The sequence below is a fragment of the Winogradskyella sp. HB-48 genome (assembly GCF_049942685.1).
Lineage (GTDB): Bacteria > Bacteroidota > Bacteroidia > Flavobacteriales > Flavobacteriaceae > Winogradskyella.
Map to the genome: position 1 here is coordinate 2,654,994 of NZ_CP187934.1, position 20,470 is coordinate 2,675,463.

Annotated in this window: 22 protein-coding genes; 12 read left to right on the forward strand and 10 right to left on the reverse strand. The window is 32.9% G+C overall.

Annotated features, from left to right (window positions below; genetic code table 11):
* The first annotated feature begins 143 nt into the window (after positions 1–143).
* A complete protein-coding gene (locus ACPX19_RS12035; RefSeq protein ID WP_426430253.1) occupies positions 144–740 on the forward strand; it encodes a DUF4136 domain-containing protein in 597 nt (198 codons plus the stop codon).
* An 80-nt stretch (positions 741–820) separates the two neighbouring features.
* Here the strand turns inward: ACPX19_RS12035 and ACPX19_RS12040 are convergent, their stop codons facing one another.
* The 4 genes from ACPX19_RS12040 to ACPX19_RS12055 are packed head-to-tail and all read right to left on the reverse strand — an operon-like array spanning position 821 to position 3,775.
* Entirely contained in the window at positions 821–1,546 is a 726-nt protein-coding gene (locus ACPX19_RS12040; protein ID WP_426430254.1) for a head GIN domain-containing protein, read from the reverse strand.
* A gap of 35 nt (positions 1,547–1,581) precedes the next feature.
* On the reverse strand, positions 1,582–2,670 hold the full coding sequence (locus ACPX19_RS12045; protein ID WP_426430255.1) for a hypothetical protein: 1,089 nt from the start codon (positions 2,668–2,670) through the stop codon (positions 1,582–1,584).
* Entirely contained in the window at positions 2,648–3,211 is a 564-nt protein-coding gene (locus tag ACPX19_RS12050; RefSeq protein ID WP_426430256.1) for a hypothetical protein, read from the reverse strand. The genes ACPX19_RS12045 and ACPX19_RS12050 overlap by 23 nt, the downstream gene beginning before the upstream one ends.
* A gap of 12 nt (positions 3,212–3,223) precedes the next feature.
* On the reverse strand, positions 3,224–3,775 hold the full coding sequence (locus ACPX19_RS12055) for an RNA polymerase sigma factor (RefSeq protein ID WP_426430257.1): 552 nt from the start codon (positions 3,773–3,775) through the stop codon (positions 3,224–3,226).
* Between the two features lie 230 nt (positions 3,776–4,005).
* Between ACPX19_RS12055 and lon the strand changes: the two genes are divergently transcribed.
* From lon to cmk, 4 genes are all read left to right on the forward strand, one after another.
* Positions 4,006–6,456: an endopeptidase La gene (gene lon, locus ACPX19_RS12060; protein WP_426430258.1), complete on the forward strand. Its 2,451-nt coding sequence runs from the start codon at positions 4,006–4,008 to the stop codon at positions 6,454–6,456.
* The gene (locus tag ACPX19_RS12065) at positions 6,440–7,210 is read left to right on the forward strand and encodes a LysM peptidoglycan-binding domain-containing protein (protein WP_426430259.1); all 771 of its coding nucleotides are present in this window, start codon (positions 6,440–6,442) and stop codon (positions 7,208–7,210) included. Before lon ends, ACPX19_RS12065 begins: the two co-directional genes overlap by 17 nt.
* A 72-nt stretch (positions 7,211–7,282) precedes the next feature.
* A complete protein-coding gene (gene porQ / locus ACPX19_RS12070; protein ID WP_426430260.1) occupies positions 7,283–8,314 on the forward strand; it encodes a type IX secretion system protein PorQ in 1,032 nt (343 codons plus the stop codon).
* 10 nt (positions 8,315–8,324) lie between these two features.
* Positions 8,325–9,008, forward strand: a complete 684-nt coding sequence (cmk, locus tag ACPX19_RS12075; protein WP_426432456.1) for a (d)CMP kinase — start codon at positions 8,325–8,327, stop codon at positions 9,006–9,008.
* Positions 9,009–9,083: 75 nt separating this feature from the next.
* Here cmk and ACPX19_RS12080 read toward each other — a convergent pair whose 3' ends face one another.
* Together ACPX19_RS12080 and ACPX19_RS12085 are read right to left on the reverse strand one after the other, a co-directional pair.
* Positions 9,084–9,461 carry a LysM peptidoglycan-binding domain-containing protein gene (locus tag ACPX19_RS12080; RefSeq protein ID WP_426430261.1) on the reverse strand — a complete coding sequence of 126 codons (378 nt, stop codon included), beginning with the start codon at positions 9,459–9,461 and terminating at the stop codon, positions 9,084–9,086.
* A 147-nt stretch (positions 9,462–9,608) separates the two neighbouring features.
* The gene (locus ACPX19_RS12085; protein WP_426430262.1) at positions 9,609–10,016 is read right to left on the reverse strand and encodes a hypothetical protein; all 408 of its coding nucleotides are present in this window, start codon (positions 10,014–10,016) and stop codon (positions 9,609–9,611) included.
* A gap of 253 nt (positions 10,017–10,269) precedes the next feature.
* On the opposite strand from ACPX19_RS12085, the gene rpsA reads away from it, so the two are divergent.
* The 5 genes from rpsA to ACPX19_RS12110 all read left to right on the forward strand — a co-directional run bounded on the left by rpsA (position 10,270) and on the right by ACPX19_RS12110 (position 15,047).
* Positions 10,270–12,105: a 30S ribosomal protein S1 gene (gene rpsA / locus ACPX19_RS12090; protein WP_426430263.1), complete on the forward strand. Its 1,836-nt coding sequence runs from the start codon at positions 10,270–10,272 to the stop codon at positions 12,103–12,105.
* Between the two features lie 127 nt (positions 12,106–12,232).
* A complete protein-coding gene (gene pyrR, locus ACPX19_RS12095) occupies positions 12,233–12,772 on the forward strand; it encodes a bifunctional pyr operon transcriptional regulator/uracil phosphoribosyltransferase PyrR (protein WP_426430264.1) in 540 nt (179 codons plus the stop codon).
* 14 nt (positions 12,773–12,786) lie between these two features.
* Positions 12,787–13,716, forward strand: a complete 930-nt coding sequence (locus tag ACPX19_RS12100) for an aspartate carbamoyltransferase catalytic subunit (RefSeq protein WP_426430265.1) — start codon at positions 12,787–12,789, stop codon at positions 13,714–13,716.
* A 3-nt stretch (positions 13,717–13,719) separates the two neighbouring features.
* On the forward strand, positions 13,720–14,052 hold the full coding sequence (locus tag ACPX19_RS12105) for a ribonuclease Z (RefSeq protein WP_426430266.1): 333 nt from the start codon (positions 13,720–13,722) through the stop codon (positions 14,050–14,052).
* Between the two features lie 89 nt (positions 14,053–14,141).
* On the forward strand, positions 14,142–15,047 hold the full coding sequence (locus tag ACPX19_RS12110; RefSeq protein WP_426430267.1) for a ribonuclease Z: 906 nt from the start codon (positions 14,142–14,144) through the stop codon (positions 15,045–15,047).
* Here the strand turns inward: ACPX19_RS12110 and ACPX19_RS12115 are convergent.
* On the reverse strand, positions 15,044–15,457 hold the full coding sequence (locus tag ACPX19_RS12115; protein WP_426430268.1) for a hypothetical protein: 414 nt from the start codon (positions 15,455–15,457) through the stop codon (positions 15,044–15,046). The genes ACPX19_RS12110 and ACPX19_RS12115 overlap by 4 nt on opposite strands.
* A gap of 83 nt (positions 15,458–15,540) precedes the next feature.
* Here ACPX19_RS12115 and pdxH point away from each other — a divergent pair, with 83 nt between their 5' ends.
* Positions 15,541–16,188, forward strand: coding sequence for a pyridoxamine 5'-phosphate oxidase (pdxH, locus tag ACPX19_RS12120; RefSeq protein WP_426430269.1), 648 nt, complete (start codon positions 15,541–15,543; stop codon positions 16,186–16,188).
* 188 nt (positions 16,189–16,376) lie between these two features.
* Complete coding sequence (locus tag ACPX19_RS12125; RefSeq protein ID WP_426430270.1) at positions 16,377–16,874, forward strand: CAP domain-containing protein; 498 nt, start codon at positions 16,377–16,379, stop codon at positions 16,872–16,874.
* Between the two features lie 57 nt (positions 16,875–16,931).
* Here ACPX19_RS12125 and ACPX19_RS12130 read toward each other — a convergent pair whose 3' ends face one another.
* From ACPX19_RS12130 to ACPX19_RS12140, 3 genes are all read right to left on the reverse strand, one after another.
* On the reverse strand, positions 16,932–17,534 hold the full coding sequence (locus ACPX19_RS12130) for a hypothetical protein (RefSeq protein WP_426430271.1): 603 nt from the start codon (positions 17,532–17,534) through the stop codon (positions 16,932–16,934).
* Between the two features lie 74 nt (positions 17,535–17,608).
* A complete protein-coding gene (locus tag ACPX19_RS12135) occupies positions 17,609–19,510 on the reverse strand; it encodes an OmpA family protein (protein WP_426430272.1) in 1,902 nt (633 codons plus the stop codon).
* A 13-nt stretch (positions 19,511–19,523) separates the two neighbouring features.
* Positions 19,524–20,459 carry a PorP/SprF family type IX secretion system membrane protein gene (locus ACPX19_RS12140; protein WP_426430273.1) on the reverse strand — a complete coding sequence of 312 codons (936 nt, stop codon included), beginning with the start codon at positions 20,457–20,459 and terminating at the stop codon, positions 19,524–19,526.
* Between the last annotated feature and the right edge of the window lie 11 nt (positions 20,460–20,470).

Genomic DNA, 20,470 nt, shown 5'->3' on the forward strand with positions numbered 1-20,470 from the left:
TCTTCTGAAAATCAATTAAATATTATTTTTGTATAGGATGTGGATATGATTTTATAAATTTCTTTATTATGATTAATCATGCAAAATTCTATGCTAATCCATGTTCGACTTTAATCGACTTTTTAACTTAAAACTATTTTGCTATGAAAACAACTTTAAGATTCTTTTCGCTTGTAGCACTACTTATTTTTGTGAGTTGTGCATCAAATGTTAAATCAAAAAAATATACTGATGACGATTTTAAGAACTTTAAAACGTTTGCTTATCTGCCAAACACGTCTATAGAATTGAATGAATTTAATGCAAATGTAGATCGATCTGTTGAAGAATCTTTAATTGCTACCATGAATACCAAAATGGTCGAAAAAGGATTTTCCGTAGATACAGATAATCCAGATTTGTTGGTTCTATTAAGTACATCCAATGAAATAAGAAGTAACCTTAGGGGTAGAAGCAACAATTATTATGAGCAAGCGCCAACCGATGGAGGCTCTACATCTGGTAATAGTCCAAACTATGCTTCTGTATCGACAACAGATTATAAACGTTATTTCACTAATAGTGAAAATGCACTTAATAACCAACCTTATAAAGAAGGTACCTTGATTGTACAGATATTTAACAAAACCACCAAGGAACTGGTTTGGTCTGGTATGGCCGAAAACTTTAAAGCTCATATTTCAGATCCTACTCTTATGACCCGAATGATAAATGAAATCTTTAAAAAATTCCCCGTTTAATAACACTATTATACCTCTACTCATAAATTTAAAAAGGACAAGCAAACACTTGTCCTTTCTTCTTTTTGGTTGATTAAGTACTAGTTGCTAACGCTACCAGAGCCAGTTACTTTAGTGTCTTTGTTGGTTGGTTTTCCAGAATATTTTACATCACCAGAACCTGTAATTCTTACTTTAAGTTCACCATTACAAACCACATTAGCACCACCAGAACCGGTAATTTTAGCAGTAACATTAGTGCTGTCTAAGTCACTGCCATCAAAATCACCAGAGCCTGTTATTTTTGTCGTTAAATCTTTTGTGGTGCCTGTTAATTGTATGTTTCCAGAACCTGCAATACTGCTTTCAACAGAATCACAGTTAATCTTTAAATTGATATCTCCAGATCCTGCTAGTGATACATCAAAATCATCAGCTTCTATAGTTCCAGAATTTTCTATATCACCAGAGCCAGCTAAGGATACAGAGTTGATAGATTCATAAGGAATTGTTACAATAATAGTCTTTGTTGGTCTTAGATTAATGCCATCTTCAACTTTTACTACAAGTTTGCCACCTTCTACTTTTGTAATGATGTATTCCATTAGATTGGCATCACCTTCAATGGTAATGCTTCCTTCTTTACCTTGCACCAATTTAAAGTCCATCGGTCCTGCAGATTTTAAGCCGTCATAATCGCCAGTAGATCTGTTTTCTGTAGTGATGTTTCCATCGCCTTTAACTTTTTTCCATTTTCCCCATTGTGCACAAGATGTTGTAACACTAAAAAGGAAAGCTACTAACGTAATTGATTTTAATAATTTCATGTTTCTGAATTGTTTGGTTACTGTTCGTTTATTGATTATTGTTGTTGAAAGCTTACGCTTCCGTACTGTGATTTAATTTTTACATAGTTTCCAGAGCCTTTAGTGCCATGGTAACCATTGTATTTTTTTTCAAAAGAGCCTACCTCTTTATTAGTAAAATTAAAAGCATCTGAATCTCTAAGTGAAGCATACTCTAAATCGATATCAAAATCAAAACTATAATTGCTGTCATACCCAATAGTAATTCCCATAAACTCAGAATCGATATCAATGTTTTGCGCATTTGAAGCCATACGGTCTATTTTTAATGATCCGTAATCGGCATTTAAACTAACACTTTTGTACAGGTTAACTACACGTAAAGTAAGATAATCCGCATCGCCTTTAAGATTGTTAATATTATCTATTCTTAAGGAACCATAGTCGCAGTTAAATTCTATATTTTCTGAATTTTCGATTATAGAATTTGTGTAGCCAGTATTTAAGTAGAGATTTTTTGTTTTTACTAAGGTAAAGTCACTGTAATCTGCATATAATTTTCCGCTTTTAATAAATTCAAAATAGCATCCTTTACTGTAATCAAAATTAATGTAGTTGTCGTCTGCCATAAGCTCTTTTGTTGTTATTTTCCCATAGCTACAGTGTATTTTGGCCTTACCTTTTAGCCTATCTAAATTTATACTTCCGTAATTGTTATCTAAATCTATATTGTTGGTTATTGGCATTTTTACGAGGTAATGTATTTCTACCTTTAGTTTTTTGTTATTATTCCAGCTCCACCAATTTCTATCTTTATTTTTAAAATTCGTTTTAGCCGATACTAAATCTGACGTATTTTTAAAAGTAACGGAAATTTCGTTTAGACGTTCTTCAACTTTTTCGGCATTGTTGCCAGTCACTTCAATCATAATATCGAACTCAATACGGTTTTGGTCCCAAGTCACAACTTCTATGTTGCCATAGCTATTGTCTATTTTTAATGTTGCGTTAAAAGATACATCAAAAGACTTTTTAATTTTACGTTCTTTTGTAGTTTTAGCAACTTCTGGTTTTGTATTTGCTAATGTTATGAAAGGCATCAACAAAAATAGTAGTGCTATTCTAAAGTGTATTTTTCGGTTCATCACTGGTGGTTTTTAATTCTTTAATAGTTTCAATTTGTTTAAGAACTGTGTTTAAAATGTCTATCCTGTTCTGAAAGTTGTTGATCATAGCGTAAATAACGCGCTGGTCTTTATTACTTTCTGTTAAATCTGTTTTAAGTTTTTGATAGTCTTTTTCTAACAGTTCAATTTGGTCTAAAGCGTCGGTTATAACTTGCTCAGTAAAAGGAGAACGTTCACTGTTTAGTTTTTTTAATTCAGCATTAATAGTAGCTGTAAAGAAATCTTGAGTTTCGGACATTTCAGGTGAGACACTTGCTAAATCCATAACTTCTGGTTGCGCATTTATTGTGGTAAATATGCCTAAGCAAATAATTACAGATGCAGCAATGGCTATAAATGGTTTCCAGTTGATGCTTATGATTTTTTTAGTCTCAACTGAAGCCAAATCATTTGCATTCAGCTTATCTAAAAAACGATGTTCATGACCTTGTTTAGGCTCGTTGATATCAAACTCACCTTTAAGGTTGTCAAATAATTCATCTAGAGTATATTTCTCCATAATTGTTCGTTTTTAGGCGGTTTGCATTAGCTTTTTACGTAAACTTTCTTTTGCTCTTGAAATCATGGTTCTGCAATTAGCATAAGAAATATCCATAATCTCACAGATTTCATCATAATCATAGCCTTCGATAAGATGAAGTGTTAAGCCTAAATTATAATTGGGTTTTAAGGTTTTCATAACGCTTATGATTTGCTTCGCTTTATCACTATTTTGGCTATGCTCTTCAATGCCGTTATCATCTTCAACTTTATACATCACAGGTTCTAAAGGCACTTCATTTTGTTTTATGGTTTTATTGTAATGTGCAATACTATTATTCACCACAATACGTTTTAACCATGCACCAAATAATTTGGTGTCCTCCAGAGTTTCAAGTTTCGTAAAAGCCGTTAAAAATGACTCTTGCATAATGTCTTCAGCTTTGTAAGAATCTTTTACAATTCTCAAAGCTGTGTTATACATGGCTTTGTTGTATCTATTGTATACTTCTAACTGCGCACGTTGGTTACAAGATTTACAAAGCACTAATAACTGCTCGATATTTTGATTGGTTGGTGTCAAAAAAACATTTGCTTTATTCTATAGATGGAGGTGTTTACACATTGTTACACTTTTGGTAAAAAAACTTTTAAGAAGCACTAAAGGTAATGGCATAACAATTGAATTATCATAGGTGTGAATAACTTTGAATATCTTGTAATGTATTGATATTCAATATAAAGTTAATTATTAATACATTTAAACAGATGCTATTCTGCTATTTTTTAATGACAGAATGGCTTAAAAATAATATGAAGAAATCAAATTTTTTAAGTCTTGACAGTTTGTCATTTCAGGATTTTGACGAAAATTCAGAGTTAATTCCGTTGATGACACCTGAAGATGAGGAATTAATCAATAACGAATCTCTACCAGAGTCTCTCCCAATTCTACCATTACGAAATACGGTTTTATTTCCAGGTGTGGTCATTCCGATTACGGCAGGTCGAGACACCTCAATAAAGCTAATAAATGATGCCAATAAAGGTGGAAAAGTTATTGGTGTTGTGGCACAAAAAGATGAAACTGTAGAAAAACCATCGGTAAATGATATTTACAAAACAGGTACAGTTGCTCGTATTCTTAAAGTGCTAAAAATGCCGGATGGCAATACAACGGTGATTATCCAAGGTAAAAAGCGCTTTCAGATTAACGAAATCATTTCTGAAAAGCCTTATTTTTCTGCAACTATTTCAGATTTACCAGAGGCTAAGCCTAATGACGACAACGAAGAGTTTAATGCTATTATAGATTCCATTAAGGATTTATCCTTAGAGATTATAAAGGAAAGTCCAAACATTCCTACAGAAGCCACTTTTGCTATCAAAAATATTGAAAGTAATTCGTTCTTAGTAAACTTTGTATCTTCAAACATGAATCTTAAGGTCGAAGAAAAGCAAGAACTTTTAAAGATTAACGATTTAAAAGAGCGTGCGCTTCAGACCTTAAAATACATGAACTTAGAATATCAAAAACTTGAATTAAAAAATGATATTCAGAGTAAGGTTCAGAGTGATATGAACCAACAACAGCGCGAATATTTCCTGCACCAACAAATGAAAACCATCCAAGAAGAACTGGGTGGTGTGTCTTCAGGTGAGGAGATAGAAGAGATGAGAGAGCGTGCTAAAGAAAAGAATTGGGATGATAAGGTAAAGGAGCATTTTGATAAAGAACTGGCCAAAATGCAGCGCATGAACCCTCAGGTTGCAGAGTATTCTATACAACGTAATTATCTCGATTTATATTTGGATTTACCTTGGAATGAGTTTAGCGAGGATCAATTCGATTTAAAACGAGCTAGAAAAATCTTAGATCGTGATCATTTTGGTTTAGATGATGTTAAGAAACGTATCATAGAGTACTTGGCAGTATTAAAGCTTCGAAATGACATGAAGTCGCCAATACTATGTTTGTATGGTCCTCCAGGTGTTGGTAAAACATCATTAGGAAAATCTATTGCAGAGGCTTTAGGTAGAGAATATGTAAGGATTTCACTTGGTGGATTAAGAGATGAAGCCGAAATACGTGGGCATAGAAAAACATACATTGGTGCGATGCCAGGTCGAATTATTCAAAGCCTAAAGAAAGCTGGTACGTCAAATCCTGTATTTGTTTTAGATGAGATTGATAAGTTGTCTACAGGTAATCAAGGAGACCCTTCTTCTGCTATGCTAGAAGTTTTAGATCCGGAGCAGAATAATGAGTTTTACGATAACTTCTTAGAAATGGGTTATGACCTGTCTAAAGTAATGTTTATTGCAACTTCTAATAGTCTTAATACCATCCAACCAGCATTAAGAGATCGTATGGAAGTTATTAATGTTACAGGTTATACCATTGAAGAAAAAGTAGAAATTGCTAAGCGTCATTTATTGCCAAAACAATTGAAAGAACATGGTTTGGATAATAAAGCATTAAAAATAGGACAGCCACAACTAGAAAAAATAGTTGAAGGTTATACGCGTGAATCTGGAGTGAGAGGTCTTGAAAAGCAGATAGCAAAAATGGTACGTTATGCTGCCAAGAATATTGCGATGGAAGAAGATTATAACATAAAAGTTTCTAATGATGATGTTATTGAAGTTTTAGGAGCCCCAAGATTAGAACGCGATAAATACGAAAATAACAATGTAGCTGGTGTTGTCACTGGCTTGGCTTGGACTAGAGTAGGAGGCGATATTCTGTTTATTGAATCTATTTTATCTAAAGGAAAGGGTAACCTCACTATTACGGGTAATTTAGGTAAAGTAATGCGTGAGTCAGCTACTATAGCTATGGAATACATAAAAGCCAATGCGGACACCTTTGAGATAAATCCAGAAGTCTTTGAGAAATACAACGTACACATTCACGTACCTGAGGGTGCTACACCAAAAGATGGACCAAGTGCAGGTGTCACGATGTTAACTTCTTTAGTGTCTTTATTTACACAACGTAAAGTTAAAAAGAGCTTGGCTATGACGGGTGAAATTACTTTAAGAGGTAAAGTATTACCAGTTGGTGGTATTAAAGAAAAGATTTTAGCAGCTAAAAGAGCAAAAATTAAAGAGATTCTTTTGTGTGAAGATAATAAGCGCGATATTGACGAAATAAAACCAGAATATCTTAAAGGCTTAACTTTCCATTATGTGAAAGATATGAGTGAGGTTTTAGATATTGCGATTACAAATCAAAAGGTGAAAAATGCTAAAAAGCTATAAGCTCTTTTTTGTTATTTATTTCCTGCTGTTTTCCTGGCTATATAGTTTTGGTCAGGAAGATAGTCGGTTTAAAGATGTCATGCTAGATGGTAAACCTGCAAAACTCAATGTGGTTACAGGTGAAATTACTCTATTAAACTCAAAAGACGAATCGACTATTAAAACTGATAATATTTTAGAACACACTAATAAGGTAGATGATTCTTTAGTATATAATGCAGAGTCCAATTACCATATTGTAAAAGAGAACGAAACACTTTTGGACATTGCTAATAGTTATAAGACAACGCTAACTACCTTAAAAGAAGCTAATAATTTAGAAACGACTTTGGTTGATGTAGGACAAAAACTTAGAGTTAAGAATTTTGATACACAAACTGAAAATACTGTAATTGTTAATGCATCAGAACCTATTCCGAAGCTTGTAACTTCCTCAGAGAATAATTCTAGAACCCATATCGTAGAAATTGGTGATACGCTATACAGTTTAGGCAAGAGATATGGTTTTACGGTTGACGAATTAAAAAGCAAAAATGGCTTAACATCTAATTTGATTAAAGTAGGTCAAGAGTTAAATGTCTCTCATTCTGAATACATAAAACCGTCAACAGACAAATCTACTTGGACTGTATCTAAAGGAGATACTTTATACAATATATCCAAACGAAATGGACTTACAGTTGACCAGCTAAAATCTCTAAACGGGCTTTCCGATAACCTGATTTTGATCGGACAAATCTTGAAGTTAAAGTAGAAAGCAAATACCTCAAAAAATAAAAAAATCATATCATCGTTTTAAGATAGATTTGTTTATTTTGCAAAATCTATGATAAAGAGGGTTACCCAATTCTGTATTATGCTTTTAGCGTTACCGTTGTTTGCACAATTGGGTGGTGAATCTACTTATCAATTTCTTAATCTCGTATCATCACCAAGACAAGCTGCATTAGGTGGTAAAATTATCACCAACTTTGATCATGATGTTACTGAAGCACTTTACAACCCAGCTTCTTTAAACTGGCAAATGCATAACCAATTGGCGGTAAACGTTTCAAGTTTTTTGGGTGGTATTACTTATGGTACAGCAGCTTATGCTTACACTTGGGATAGACATGTGCAAACGTTTCATTTTGGGGTTACTTACATTAATTATGGTACATTTGATGGTTACGATGTTAATGGTAATCCCACAGGAACATTTAGCGGAAATGAAGCTGCTATTTCTGCTGGCTATAATTACAATATTCCTTTTACCGATTTTTACGTAGGTGCTAATGTAAAAGTTATTACATCCTTGTTAGAACAATACAATTCTGTTGGTGGTGCAGTGGATTTGGGTATTATGTATATCAATGAAAAATTGGATTTTCATGCAGCATTGACTGTAAGAAATATAGGTACTCAGTTTACCACCTATGCTGGGCAAAACGAACCTCTACCATTTGAAGTAAATTTTGGAATGTCTCAAACATTAGAAAATGTTCCTATTAGATGGCATTTAACTATGGAGAATTTACAAGAATGGCCAATAGGTGTATCAAATCCAGCTAGAGCGACAACAGATTTAGATGGAAACCAAACTCAAGAAAAAGTAGGTTTTTTTAATAATGCATTGCGCCATCTAATTTTGGGTGCGGAACTTTGGCCAGAACGTGGATTTAATCTAAGGTTCGGTTATAACTTTAGACGAGCAGAAGAATTACGAATTGTAGATCAAAGAAACTTTTCAGGTTTATCGGTTGGTGTAGGTATTCGATTAAACTCTATGCGATTTAGCTATACACATGCCAGGTATACCAGTGCATCAAATACAAGCTTTTTTGGACTTCAAATAGATTTAGATGGCAGAAGACGATAAGAATATAACCATGAAAAAGATTGTAATAGCCATAGATGGTTTTTCTTCAACAGGCAAGAGTACTATTGCTAAGCAATTGGCAAAACAGCTTAATTATATTTATGTTGATACTGGTGCTATGTACAGAGCAGTAACTTATTTTGCCATGAAAAACAAATTAATAGGTGAAGATTTTTTTCATTCACAACAACTTATCGAGCGACTCAATGAAATACATATCAGCTTTAAGTTTAATGAATCGTTTGGTTTTGCTGAGGTATACTTAAATGGTGAAAATATAGAAAAGGAAATAAGAACTTTAGAAGTCTCAAAATACGTAAGTCCTGTAGCAACAATTTCTGAAGTTAGACAGAAACTGGTTGAGCAACAACAATTGATGGGAAAGGATAAGGGCATAGTAATGGATGGTAGGGATATTGGTACTGTTGTATTTCCCGATGCTGAGTTAAAAATATTTATGTCAGCTTCTGCAGAAACTAGAGCAAAAAGACGTTACAAAGAGTTATTAGAGCGTGGCCACAACCTTAGTTACAACGAAGTTTTAGAAAATGTTACTACAAGAGATCGAATAGATTCAACCAGAGAAGATTCTCCTTTAGTAAAAGCAGATGATGCTATAGAAATCGATAATTCAGATTTAACCATTGAAGAACAAATTGAAACTTTGCTAAAACTAGCAAAGTCTAAAACATAAAAATAAAAAAGCGACCTTTCGCTTACTGAGCGTAGTCGAAGTAGGTCGCTTTTAATTTTTCTTATCTAATTCTAATTATAGATTAGGAATCACTAATTCTTGGTCTGGATGAATTAAATCAGGATTTTTAAGGATATTGGTGTTTGCCTCAAAAATTTGCTTGTATTTCATAGCGTCACCATAATAATGCTTAGCAATTTTTCCTAAAGTTTCACCTTTCTTTACAGTATGTCTTGCATAAACAGAGTCATCAGCAACTTTGATGTCTGCCATTATATCACTAGGATTATCACCACCAATTCTTTTGATTTCATCCCATAGTAAGTTTTTCTCATACTGAGTAGCGGCTGTACCCCAAACTTTGAGTTTTCCACCTTCTACTTCAACTTTACCGTCTTGAATGTTTAATTGTTCCCCTAAATCCAGAACGTCTTGGTATTTTGCTTTAACCATGATTGTTTAATTTTTAAGTATTAATAGTTATGTAAATATACCAATTTAAATGCCAAAAATCAGATTTATTATGCATGAAAAATCGTATTTATTCTTATGACGCTTAAAATGAATTTTGGTCACATGCCTAATGGATTTCTTACTTATTTATTGTTTATTATAAGTTGTCCAATTACGACCATTCTCATCAAAATACCAAATTTCTAATACATCATTGTTTACAGTAAACTCTATGATATTTGTAATGTTGCTTTCTGTGGTGTATGTAATGGTGCTGTTTTCTGAACTAACTGTATAAGTACCATTTGTAATTGTACCATATTCATCAAACACATATGAGCCATTAAGATCTTCTTCATTGTCATCATCAGAGAAGCTTAAAGTTTCACAGCAAAGTGCTTCTAAAGATGAAATATTATTAATACCTCTTCCACTAATTTCCCAATCACCAATAAGTCCGGTTTCTATCAATGGATTTGATGTGTTGCTGTCGTCATTATTACAACTTATAATTAGAATAGCGATAAAAAACAAAAGGAATTCTAGCTTTTTCACTTTAAATAGTTTTCAATAAAATTAGTGTAATCATTAATTTCAGACATTAAACCAACATTATCTTTCGGTTAAATAAGATTTAGCAATATTAAATAGGCTATTTTGTTTGTTAATTATTTGAAAATGATTAATTTTGCGCTCCTTTTAGCGGACTTGTGAAAGTAGAAAAGGTTAGAAACAAATTTTAATAAACTTCTGTAGGTTTTTCCGCATCACTTTCAAAAAAATGCAGAATACAAATTTATAATCAGCAATGGCTGAAAACAAAACAAATCAAGCTGAGGTTGAAGCAACTGAAGCAAAAACAGTTGAAGCTCCAGTAGTTTCTGAAGCTCAAGCAAATCCAGAAAAATTCTTAAAAGAGTTCAATTGGCACAATTACGAAGAAGGAATTGAGCAGGTAGAAGACAAAAAACTTGCAGAATTTGAAAAATTAGTATCTGAAAACTTTGTTGACACTTTAGACGATGAAGTGGTAATAGGTGAAGTAATCCACATTACAGATAGAGATGCTATTATTGACATTAACGCTAAGTCTGAGGGTGTAATTTCTCTTAATGAGTTCCGTTACAATCCAGATTTAAAAGTTGGTGATAAAGTAGAAGTACTAATCGATGTTCGTGAAGATGCTACAGGTCAATTAGTATTATCTCACAGAAAAGCCCGTGTAATCAAAGCATGGGATAGAGTTAATAAAGCTCACGAAACAGGTGAAATCGTTAATGGTTTCGTTAAGTGCAGAACTAAAGGCGGTATGATCGTTGATGTATTCGGTATTGAAGCATTCTTGCCAGGTTCTCAAATCGATGTTAAGCCAATTAGAGATTACGACCAGTACGTAAATAAAACTATGGAATTCAAAGTTGTTAAAATCAACCACGAATTTAAAAACATAGTAGTTTCTCACAAAGCTCTTATTGAAGCTGATATTGAGGAACAAAAGAAAGAAATCATTGGCCAGTTAGAAAAAGGACAAGTATTAGAAGGTATTGTTAAAAACATTACCTCTTACGGTGTGTTTATCGATTTAGGTGGTGTAGACGGTTTAATTCATATTACAGATTTATCTTGGTCTCGTATCAATCATCCAAATGAGATTGTTGAGTTAGATCAAAAATTAAATGTTGTAATTCTTGATTTTGATGAAAACAAATCCAGAATTCAATTAGGTCTTAAGCAATTATCTAAGCACCCTTGGGAAGCTTTAGGAGAAGACATTAAAGTTGGTGATAAAGTAAAAGGTAAAGTGGTTGTTATTGCAGACTACGGTGCTTTTGTAGAAGTTGCTGATGGTGTAGAAGGTTTAGTACACGTTAGTGAAATGTCTTGGTCTACTCATTTACGTTCAGCTCAAGATTTCGTTTCTGTAGGCGATGAAGTTGAAGCTCAAGTATTAACTTTAGATAGAGATGATCGTAAAATGTCTCTTGGTATTAAGCAATTAACACCAGATCCATGGACAGATATTACTGCTAAATATCCTGTAGGTTCTAAGCACACAGGTATTGTACGTAACTTTACTAACTTCGGTGTATTTGTTGAGTTAGAAGAAGGTATTGACGGATTAATATACATCTCTGATTTATCTTGGACTAAGAAAATTAAGCATCCATCTGAGTTCTGTAACGTTGGTGACAAGCTAGACGTTGTAGTATTAGAATTAGATGTTGAAGGACGTAAATTATCTTTAGGTCACAAACAAACTGAGGAGAATCCTTGGGACAAATACGAAACTGAGTTTGCTGTAGGTACGTCTCACACTGCTGCTATTACTGAAATGGTAGATAAAGGAGCTACAATAGAGTTTAATGATGACATCGTTGCTTTTGTTCCTGCTCGTCACTTAGAGAAAGAAGACGGTTCTAAACTTAATAAAGGTGAAGAAGTAGAATTCAAGATCATTGAGTTCAACAAAGAATTCAAAAGAGTTGTAGCATCTCATACTGCAGTATTTAGAGAAGAAGAAGCTAAGATCGTTAAGCAAGCTGTTAAGAAAGCAGAAGCACAAGCGGCAGAAGCTAAACCAACTTTAGGTGATGCAAACGATGCCTTACAAGCACTTAAAGATAAAATGGACGGAAAGAAGTAATTTTCTGAACATTTGAAATAGTTTAAAAGCCTCTCGGAATCCGAGAGGCTTTTTTTATGATATTATATTAGTTTGAAACTCTCATAAATTAACTTAACTTTGTCAACCAATAACGTTTGGATACTCCATGAGTCAAAAAGTATTACTCAATTCTAAGGAAGTCAACATAACTCTACACAGATTGGCTTGCCAACTTATTGAAAACCACGATGATTTTTCTGAAACAGTTTTAATAGGCATTCAACCAAGAGGTAAATTTTTGGCAGATCGTTTGGCTTTAATGCTAAAAGAAGACTATAATATCAAAAATATTAAGTTAGGCCACCTAGATATTACTTTTTTTAGAGACGACTTTAGAAGAGGTGATAAACCTTTAGAAGCTAATACCACAGAGATTGATTTTATTGTTGAAGGGAAAAATGTTGTTTTTGTTGATGATGTATTATATACAGGACGAAGTATAAGATCTGCACTTACTGCGATACAATCCTTTGGAAGACCAAACAATATAGAATTACTGACTTTAATAGATAGAAGATTTAGCAGACATCTACCAATTCAGCCTAATTATAGAGGACGACAAGTTGATGCTATAGATAATCAAAAAGTAAAAGTGAATTGGATTGAGAATGGAGGGGAAGATGCTGTGTATTTAATTGATAAATAGAAAATTAACTAGCAATGAGTGAACTAAGTGTTAAACACTTATTAGGGATAAAATATCTTGCCAAACAAGATATCAATCTTATTTTTGAAACTGCAGATCAGTTTAAAGAGGTTATTAACAGACCAATTAAAAAAGTTCCTTCACTTAGAGATATTACCATTGCAAACTTATTTTTTGAAAACTCAACTCGTACTAAACTATCATTTGAACTAGCTGAAAAAAGACTCTCGGCTGATGTTATAAATTTTTCGGCTTCACAATCTTCAGTAAAAAAAGGAGAAACATTGATTGATACGGTCAATAATATTCTATCTATGAAGGTCGATATGGTGGTAATGCGCCATCCTAATCCTGGTGCTGGTGTATTTTTGTCTAAGCATGTTAATGCAAGTATCATTAATGCTGGTGATGGTGCGCATGAGCATCCTACACAGGCCTTGCTTGATTCTTACTCTATAAGAGAAAAGTTAGGTTCTGTAAAAGGAAAAAATGTTGTGATTGTTGGTGATATTTTGCACAGTAGGGTAGCACTTTCTAATATCTACGCTTTACAATTGCAAGGAGCCAATGTTATGGTTTGTGGTCCTAAGACATTATTGCCAAAATACATTAAGGATTTAGGGGTTAAAGTTGAAACTAACTTAAGAAAAGCACTAGAATGGTGTGATGTTGCTAATATGCTCCGTGTTCAGAATGAACGTATGGATATTAGCTATTTCCCTACAACACGAGAATACACACAGCAATTTGGTGTCAATAAAGAGCTACTCGATAGCTTAAAAAAGGATATAGTAATAATGCATCCAGGACCAATAAATAGAGGTGTAGAAATCACCAGTGATGTTGCAGATTCTAAGCAAGCCATAATATTAGATCAGGTTGAAAATGGTGTAGCGGTTAGAATGGCTGTTATTTATTTGTTAGCTTCTAAAATAAAACAATAAGTTATGATTGTAGATAGAGACGGTAATATTACCATTATTACTCAAGAAAAAGCTTCGGTTAAAACTTTAGTAAATAATATTGAACAGGCTTACGATAAGTATAAGAATTACCACATCATTGTAAATCTATCTAGTATAGATAAAATTAGCTTAGAGGATATTATTGAGTTTTTAAGGCTCAGCAATAATCACCGAGGTGATAAAAAATCTTTTGTTGTAGTTACCGACAAAGCAGATTTAGATCAAATGCCAGATGAAATAGTTGTTGTGCCAACACTTCACGAGGCTTATGATATCATAGAAATGGAAGATATTGAACGTGATTTAGAGTTTTAGTATGAAACATCTTTTAAGATTTCTTAAATCATATACAGAAATAATAAAGATGTTCCATCTGACCATTGAAAAACGATGAATATCTGCAGATGAAACTCACCATTTTAGGCTGTCATAGCGCTACACCACGTACCAATACCAACCCCACATCTCAGGTATTAGAGATTAAAAATCATATGTTTCTTATAGATTGTGGTGAAGGTACTCAGGTAGAACTTCGTAGAAATAAGGTGAAGTTTTCTAGAATTAAACATATCTTCATTTCTCACCTTCATGGAGATCACTATTTTGGTTTAATAGGCTTGGTAAGTACGTTTCGTTTATTAACTCGCGAAACTGAGCTTCATATTTATGGTCCAAAAGGTATTAAGGAGGTTATAACGTTACAGTTAAAACTTTCAGATTCCTGGACAAATTTTCCATTGATTTTTCATGAGTTGACTTCTAAAGAATCAGAGTTAATTTTTGAAGACGATAAAGTTGAAGTCTATACTATTCCTTTAAATCATCGTGTGTATACTAATGGATTTTTATTCAAGGAGAAAGAAAACGAACGTAAGTTAGATATCAAAGCAGTTTTGGAAGCTAATGTGGATAAAGCATATTACAGAAAATTAAAACAAGGTGCAGATGTTGTAAATGAAGACGGAGTATTAATTAATAATGCTTCTGTTACAAAAAAGCCTATTCCATCTAAAAGTTATGCCTATTGTAGCGATACAGTCTATAACGAAGATATTATTCCTCTTATAAAAAATGCAACTGTTTTGTATCACGAGTCTACGTTTTTAGATAAAAATGAGAACCTTTGTGAACGTACAAAGCATAGTACAGCCAGACAAGCGGCAATCATTGCAAAAAAAGCAAACGTAGAGACTTTAATTCTTGGTCATTTTTCTACACGTTACAACGGCTATGATGAGTTTAAGTCCGAAGCCAAAGAAGAATTTGAAAATGTTCTTTTGGCTGAGGATGGTAAGTCTTTTGAGTTTTAATTAAACTCTTTTAATTGCTGTACCCAGTTTATTGCTTCACCTAAGCTATGCGCTCTTTTAAGAGGTATTGAAGCCATCTGCTTTTCGATATTAGCATTCATAAAAGAAGAATCTCTATAACTAACAATAGAAGCAGCAATTAAGATGCTGTCATCCTTATCAAAATAAGACCAAAGCACAGGATCAATAGAATAAGAGTTAACTCTATTAGCAATGTATGCCAGTGTTTTATGATTTCCGTAGTAGTCTCTTAGCGAATCTAAAAGTGTATTTAGTTTGTCCCAATTAAAATGTTCGCCTTCATTGACTTCCATGATAAAAAAATCATCAAGTAAATAGTAAGTGCCAAAGTTTAATTCAACTTTATTGTAGTTTAATTTTTTTGAAAAATCAGAGTCTTCAAAGTGCATGTTAGGGTTATTATATAATTAAGGGTACTCAAAACTACACTTTTTTTGATAGAAACAAAATATTGATTTAACTTCGTGAAACTATGGAAAAAGACTTAAGCAATTACAGAAAATCTTACGAAAAAGGGGAACTCATTTTAGATAATGTTTCAGAAAATCCAATAGAATTATTTAGGGATTGGTTTGTAGAAGTAGATAACCACTTTGATATAGATGAGGCTAATGCAATGACCATTTCTACTATAGGGTTAGATGGTTACCCTAAGAGTAGAGTAGTGCTATTGAAAAAATACACCTTTGAAGGTTTTATATTCTATACCAATTACAATAGCGAAAAAGGAAAAGCAATAGAGTCAAATCCAAATGTTTGTTTGTCTTTTTTTTGGCATGCAGCAGAGCGACAAGTTATTATTAAAGGAAAAGCAGAAAAAATAGCCGAGAACATGAGCGATGGTTATTTTGAGTCGCGTCCACGAGGAAGTCAGTTAGGTGCTTTAGTATCTAATCAGAGTGAAGTTGTTGAGAATAGAATAGTGCTCGAGGAAAAATTAAAAGCCTTAGAGCTTCAATATGAAGGAAAAGAGATAGAGCGTCCTAAACATTGGGGAGGCTATATAGTAAAACCTGTTGAAATGGAATTTTGGCAAGGTAGACCCAATAGATTACATGATAGAATCCGTTACCAATTACAAGAAGATTATAACTGGAAAATAGAGCGACTATCACCTTGATACTTCATCGTTTAAGTGATTATTTTACCGATTAAATCACTAATTTTTCTTTCAAAAAGTGCATTTCATCGATGTTTTACATAAAAAATCGACAAAATGCATGTTTTTAATCGATTTTAACATTTCATTAACAAATAAGCATAAGTAGTCTGTTAAATTAGTAATCCCAAACCTAAATTTAACCTACTATGAAAGCTAAAAAGCTATTGCCGTTATTGGCTATCGTTGCCCTCTTAGGCTTTACTTCTTGTTCTACAGATAGTGCTGCTGAGGATCAAATTAATTCTATAGAAGTGCCTGTGGCACCTCAAGCTAAGCAAATAGAAATAGAAATTATGGAGCTTATCAATGCTCATAGAATTACTGAAGGTCTAAACCCCTTAAATGATCATAGTACGGTAAAAGCGGTAGCATATACCCATACTGATTATATGGTAGAAGTAAACAATGTATCTCATGATAACTTCTTTCAGAGAAAACAAAGTTTACAACTTAATGCTAATGCTAATATAGTATCAGAAAATGTTGCTTACGGTTTTAGCTCTGCTGAATCTGTAGTAAATGCTTGGTTAAACAGCCCAAGTCATAGAGAAAATATTGAAGGCGATTTTACGGATTTTGATATCTCAGCCGAAAAAAATAATGAAGGCAAGTGGTACTTTACTAATATCTTCATTAAGCGTTAGACCGCGTTAAAAGTTGATTAATAGCCCCTAAGAGCCATGACGATAGTTGTGGCTTTTTTAATTTGTATTAACTAACTTTTCAAATTTGGCTTTAGAACTCAAATAGTTATTTAATACAACACTTTTAATATTAGTTTTTGCAACCTCAATATCATCTAATCTATTGTTGTAACTGAATTGAAAACTCATATCGAATAAACAGTTACAAAAGCAATGAGATCCATAAGCATTATAGATTATGTTTAATGTATCATTATTAATTATTTCAGCTTCACATAAAAACTCAGAGCAACAATTTTCAATAGCTTTAAAACTTATAGTAAATGAATCATTAGTAAAGATGATACTGTCTATCTTTTTATCAAATTTGTGAATAATTTCACCTGTATTTGAGTTATCGCATTGTGATATATTTATTGATTCCAGTATATAACCGTTCTTCCATTTAAGATTATAAAGTTTTTCACTATTCTCAAGTATTTGATTTCCTTTAGGACTAATAATTTTTTGTTCTTTTATTGTACGAACAGAATCAATTATTATTTCTTTGCTAGATTTTTGTGAAGACTCTTTTTTATAGTTGTTACTATCACAACTTATTAACTCAGTGAAGACAAATATTAGTTTAGAAAGTTTATTGACAAAAAGAGATTTCTTCATTCTTTTTTAATGCTAAAAAAAAAAAAAGCAAGCCCAAATGAGCTTGCTTTTCAGTTATAATTTTGAGGGTAAAATTATTCGTTTACAATATAGAAGTAAGAACGTCTATTTAACTGGTGCTCTTCTTCTGTACATTTTACACCATTAGAGCATTTGTTAAGGAGTTGAGATTCACCATAGCCGATAGCGCTTTCAATTCTGTTAGCATCAATACCTCTAGAGATAATATAATCTCTTGTAGATTTTGCACGTCTGTCCGATAACTTCATATTATAATTATCACCACCACGACTATCTGTATGAGATTCAATTTTAATAACCATTGTAGGATGCTTACGCATTACATCTACAATGTTTTCTAATTCATATTGTGCATCAGTTCTAATATTCCATTTGTCAAAGTCGAAGAATATAGGGTTAATAACAATTTGATTATCAATGATTAGTGGTTCTAAACTTAAATCAACAGTAGTAACTTTTTCGTTTTCTGTAGTTGTAGTTACCGTTTTTTGATCGTCCTTATAATCAGGTTTACTACCAACAATAGTATATGTTTTGTTACAATCTACAGTAAATGTATATTCCTCTCCATTTTTGGTAAAGAATTCTTCAACTACTTTCCCAGTCTCATCAATTAAACGTACAGTTACACCAGTAAGAATAATGTTGGTTTTACTATCTCTAGCAACACCAGAAATAACTTCTTTACACTCTTTGGCATTAAAACTATAAATATCATCACTTCCTTTGCCGTTTGGTCGGTTAGAGGAGAAATAGCCTCTTTCTGTGTCAGAATTAATAAAGAATGCAAAATCATCGTAACCACTGTTGTAAGGCGAACCCATATTTTCCGGATCATTACGCATTCCTTTTAAAATATCCGATTTAAAAATATCAAGAAGACCTAAGTTTAAATGGCCATCAGAAGAAAAGTAAAGCGTACTGTCTTTAGCTACATAAGGAAACATTTCGCGTCCTTCAGTATTTATTTTTTCACCTAAATTTTCAGGTTTACCGTAAGAGCCATCTTCATTTATTGCAACCGAATAGATATCGGATTGGCCCAGTCCACCTTCGCGATCTGATACAAAATATAAAGTCTTATTATCTGGGCTTAATGCAGGATGACCAGTTGAAAATACTTCATCATTAAATGGAAGCTCTACAACATTGGTCCACTCATCATTTTCTAAAGTCGCCTTGTAAAGTTTTAAATGCGTTGTACCTTTTTTATCATATTTTATACGGTTACGTTTGTTAACGTTATCCCTCGTAAAATACATAGTTTTACCATCGTTGGTTATGGCCACGGACGCTTCATGATATTCTGTATTTATATTTTCAGGTAACTCAGTTGTCGATCCATAAGTAACAACTCCATCATTATCTGTAAGAGTAATTTCATATAAATCTAAGAAAGGTTCTTTATTCCAGCTGTAAATTTTGTTATCACCACCTCTGGCAGAAGCAAAGTAGAGTTTGTCTTCAAAAATATAAGATCCAAAATCAGAGTTTTCAGAATTAAAATCTAGGTTTTCAACTTTTACAATAACTTCATTTTTAGAAGTTAATTTAGCATATAAATCTACTTCATCAGGATTATAGCCCTTAAGTCTGCTGTCACCTTGTTGCGCAGCACTAAGTTCTTTAAACCATTTATCTGACTCTTCGTAATTACCTATACTTCTAAGGGACTGAATATATTTATACAAATATTCAGCATCTATTTTTTTGTGCTCTTTTAGAGCCTCACCATACCAATAAGCTGCTTTTTCTGAGTTAGAGTTGTTATAGTAAGCATCACCAAGACGTGTGAGTACATGGGCACTATTATCTCCATTTTCTACAGCTTTTTCATAAAGCTCAATAGCTTTTATATAGCCGTAATTATCGAAGAATTTATCAGCCAACTTCGTTTGCGCATACGATAACGAACAGCTAAGTATAAGAGTTAGAACTAATATTCTTGTTTTCATAATGCGATTCTTTTTAGAAGTATCTAGGAGATTTTATACGTTTACTTTTAAATACTTCAAACATCAATAAAACTTCATGTGTACCACTTGTGTAAGGTCTTAAATCTGAAATTGGATATTCATAGGCATAACCAATTCGTAATTGTTTTGATACCTGAAAGTCAGCTATACCACCAATGGCTGCTGCATTTTCATTAATTCTGTAACCACCACCAATCCAAAAGGTTTCATTAAATAAGAAATTGGCAGAAATATCAAATGATAATGGTGCACCGTTAGTAGCTTTAAGTAAAACTGAAGGTTTCAATTTTGTTGTTTCACTTAAATCAAACACATAACCTCCGGTTACATAATAACTGACACGTTCTAGAGCAATATAATCCAACTGACCTTGACGTCCATTATTATAATCTGTATTCAATATTCTAGGTGCTGAAAGACCAACATACCAACGTTGCGAATGCCAATACAAACCAGCTCCAACATTTGGACTCCAACGGTTAGAAACATCGTTAAAGAAAGGGTCATTAACAACAGATGGATCATTTAATAATTCCTCATCTAAATTATAATGTGTAAAACCACCTTTAATACCAAAAGCTAACTTCGTTTTGACGCCAGTTTGAATGGTATATGAAAAGTCTGCATATATATAGGAAAAGTTTTCATATCCCAATTTATCATTTATAAATGATAATCCTAAACCAATCTTTTCATTCCTTAACGGAGTATGAACAGATAATGTTTGGGTTTCTGGCCCACCTTCTAATCCAACCCATTGACTTCTATGTAAGCCAACAGCACTGAATGTTTCTCTACTGCCAGCATAGGCTGGATTAATAGAAATGGTGTTAAACATGTATTGTGTAAATTGAGGTAACTGCTGTGCAAAGGCAGAAGAAACACCCAAAACAAATATTACAATACTTAATGATTTAGATAACTTCATCTCGGTTAAGT